Annotated in this window: 2 protein-coding genes; both read left to right on the forward strand. The window is 70.1% G+C overall.

Features of this window, described 5'->3' with window-relative positions; genetic code table 11:
- Positions 1–854, forward strand: an 854-nt coding sequence (locus V7026_RS11285) for an OmpA/MotB family protein (protein WP_334155475.1), incomplete at its 5' end; no start/stop codon positions are given.
- A gap of 49 nt (positions 855–903) precedes the next feature.
- Positions 904–3,003 (forward strand): ATP-dependent helicase, encoded by a 2,100-nt coding sequence (locus tag V7026_RS11290; RefSeq protein WP_334155476.1) that lies wholly within the window; start codon positions 904–906, stop codon positions 3,001–3,003.
- The last annotated feature ends 7 nt before the right edge of the window (positions 3,004–3,010 follow it).

Genomic DNA, 3,010 nt, shown 5'->3' on the forward strand with positions numbered 1-3,010 from the left:
GGGCGGCGGGGCCGGGGGGGGCGCCGGCCCCCGTGTCGGCTGCGCCCGCGAGGCCCGGCCCCCTGCAAAAAGGGCGCTACCAGCGCTGGCATGCCGACCCTGACCCCGTGCCGGAGGAGGAGACCTGGCTGCTTACCTACCTGGACGTGGTGACGCTGCTGCTCGTCATGCTCGTGGTGATGCTGGCGTTTTCCGAGCCGATCAAGCGCAAACCGCCGCTGGGACGGCCCGAGGCGCAGGGACAGGTGCCCGCCGTGGCCGGGCAGGTGCTACCGGGTGGCGGGGGCAGCATCGTGCCGCCGGTCGAGCGGCCATCGGCCGTGCCAGGGCCGGGGACGCATCCCACCGAGCAGCGCCAGCCCGATGCGCCCGAGCCACGACCGGGCACCGATGCGCCGCCCGCGAGTGAGTCCGCGCCGTCCCCGTCCCTCGCCCTGGGGGACCTGGGCAAGGACATCCAGGTGTTGATGCGCGACGAGGGGGTGAGCTTTCGCATCCCCTCCGAGGTGCTGTTCCCTTCCGGCGAGGCGGTGCTGACGCCGGCGGGGCAGGCCATCATCGACCGGCTGCTGCCCGCCTTCAACCGGGTGCCGGATTACACCATCGTGGTGGAGGGGCACACGGACAACGTCCCCATCCAGACCGCCCGCTTCCCCTCCAACTGGGAGCTGTCCGCCGCGCGGGCCAGCAGCGTCGTGCGCCAGCTCGAGGCCCGGGGCCTGAACCCGACGCGCCTGCGCGCGACCGGCCTGGCGGACACGCGGCCGCTCGCGTCCAACGACACGCCGCAGGGGCGTGCGCAAAACCGGCGCGTGGAGATCACGCTGGAGCCGCCGCAGCGCCCGCGCAACTGAGGCCGCCGGCTGGGGTCGTTGGACTGGGGCCGCTGCCTACAATTGCCGCATGACCGATTTGTTCGCCGACGGGGCTCCCCCCCACCGGGCCCCGCCGTCCTTGCCGCCCGATCACCCGCTGCTGCGCGCCCTCAACCCGGAACAGCTCGCCGCCGTCACGCTGCCGCCGGCGCATGCGCTGGTGCTGGCCGGTGCCGGCTCTGGCAAGACGCGGGTGCTGACCACCCGCATCGCGTGGCTGCTGGCTACCGGGCAGGCCTCGCCCGGCGGCATTCTGGCGGTGACCTTCACCAACAAGGCCGCCAAGGAGATGCTGGCGCGTCTGTCGGCCCTGCTGCCGCTCAACGTGCGAGGCATGTGGATCGGCACCTTCCACGGCCTGTGCCACCGGCTGCTGCGGGCCCATCATGCGCTGGCGGGCTTGCCGGCGACCTTCCAGATCCTGGACACGCAGGATCAGCTCAGCGCGATCAAGCGGCTGCTCAAGGCCCTGGGTGTCGATGAGGAGCGCGTCAAGCCCAAGGAACTGCAGTGGTTTATCGCCGGCGCCAAGGAAGACGGGCTGCGCCCTCGGGACATGGCCGCGCGCGACGAGGACACGCGACAGAAAATCGAGCTCTACCGCCGCTACGAGGAGCAGTGTCAGCGCGAGGGGGTGGTGGACTTTGGGGAGCTGATGCTGCGCTCCCACGAGCTGCTGCGCGACCACGAGCCCCTGCGGGTGCACTACCAGCGGCGCTTTCGTCACCTGCTGATCGACGAGTTCCAGGACACCAACCGGCTGCAGTATGCGTGGATCAAGCTGCTGGCCGGTGACGAGTCGGGCGGGCGCTTCGTCCCATGCGGCAATGCGGTGATGGCGGTGGGCGACGACGACCAGAGCATCTACGCCTTTCGCGGCGCACGCGTGGGCAATATGAGCGACTTCGTGCGCGAGTTTGGCATCGACGCACCCATCAAACTGGAGCAAAACTACCGCAGCGTCGGGCATATCCTGCACGCGGCCAACCACCTGATCGACCACAACCGCCAGCGCCTGGGCAAAAACCTGCGCACCGAGCAGGGCGAGGGCGACCGCCTGCGCGTCGTGGAGCTGCCCAGCGATTTCGAGGAGGCGCAGTGGGTGATCGACGAGATCCGCCAGCTCACGCGCCAGGACGGCGTGCCGCCGCAGGAGATTGCGCTGCTCTACCGCAGCAACGCCCAGAGCCGGGCGCTGGAGGGTGCGCTGTTCAATGCCGGCATTCCGTATCGCGTCCATGGGGGGCTGCGTTTTTTCGAGCGGGCCGAGATCAAACATGCGCTGGCCTACCTGCGCCTGCTGGAGAATCCCCACGACGACACCAGCTTTTTGCGCGTGGTCAACTTCCCGCCACGCGGCATCGGGGCGCGCACCATCGAGCAACTGCAGCAGGCTGCGCGCGAGGGCGGCTGCTCGCTGCACGACGCCGTCACGGCCGTGGGGGGCAAGGGTGGCGCCCACCTGGTGGCGTTCGTCGCCAAGCTGGATGTGATGCGTGAGCGCAGCGTCGGCCGGCCGCTGCGGGAGATCATCGAAGGCGTGCTGGCCGACAGCGGGCTGGTCGAGCACTACCGCGCCGAGCGCGAGGGGGCCGAGCGCATCGGAAACCTGGAAGAACTGGTCAACGCCGCCGAGAGCTTTGTCAGCCAGGAGGGCTTTGGCCGCGAGGCCGTGGCGCTGCCGCTGGACGAGACCGGGTCGGCCTCGCGCTCGTCCGCGGAGGTGGCGGCCGAGACGGGCGAGACCGTGAGCCCGCTGGTGGCCTTTTTGACTCATGCGGCGCTGGAGGCCGGAGACCACCAGGCGCAGGTCGGCCAGGCCGCGGTGCAGCTGATGACAGTGCATGCGGCCAAGGGGCTAGAGTTCGACGCCGTCTTCATCACCGGGCTGGAGGAGGGGATGTTTCCGCACGAGAACAGCCTGTCCAGCCTGGACGGTCTGGAAGAGGAACGCCGGCTGATGTACGTCGCCATCACGCGGGCGCGCCAGCGGCTCTACCTCACGCATGCGCAGACCCGCATGCTGCACGGGCAGACCCGCTACCACATTCCCAGCCGGTTTCTGGACGAGTTGCCGGAAGACAGCCTGCAATGGCTCAGCCCGCGCCGCGCGCGCGGGGCGGGCTGAGCCATTG

This window comes from Tepidimonas sp. (assembly GCF_036825565.1).
GTDB lineage: Bacteria > Pseudomonadota > Gammaproteobacteria > Burkholderiales > Burkholderiaceae_C > Tepidimonas.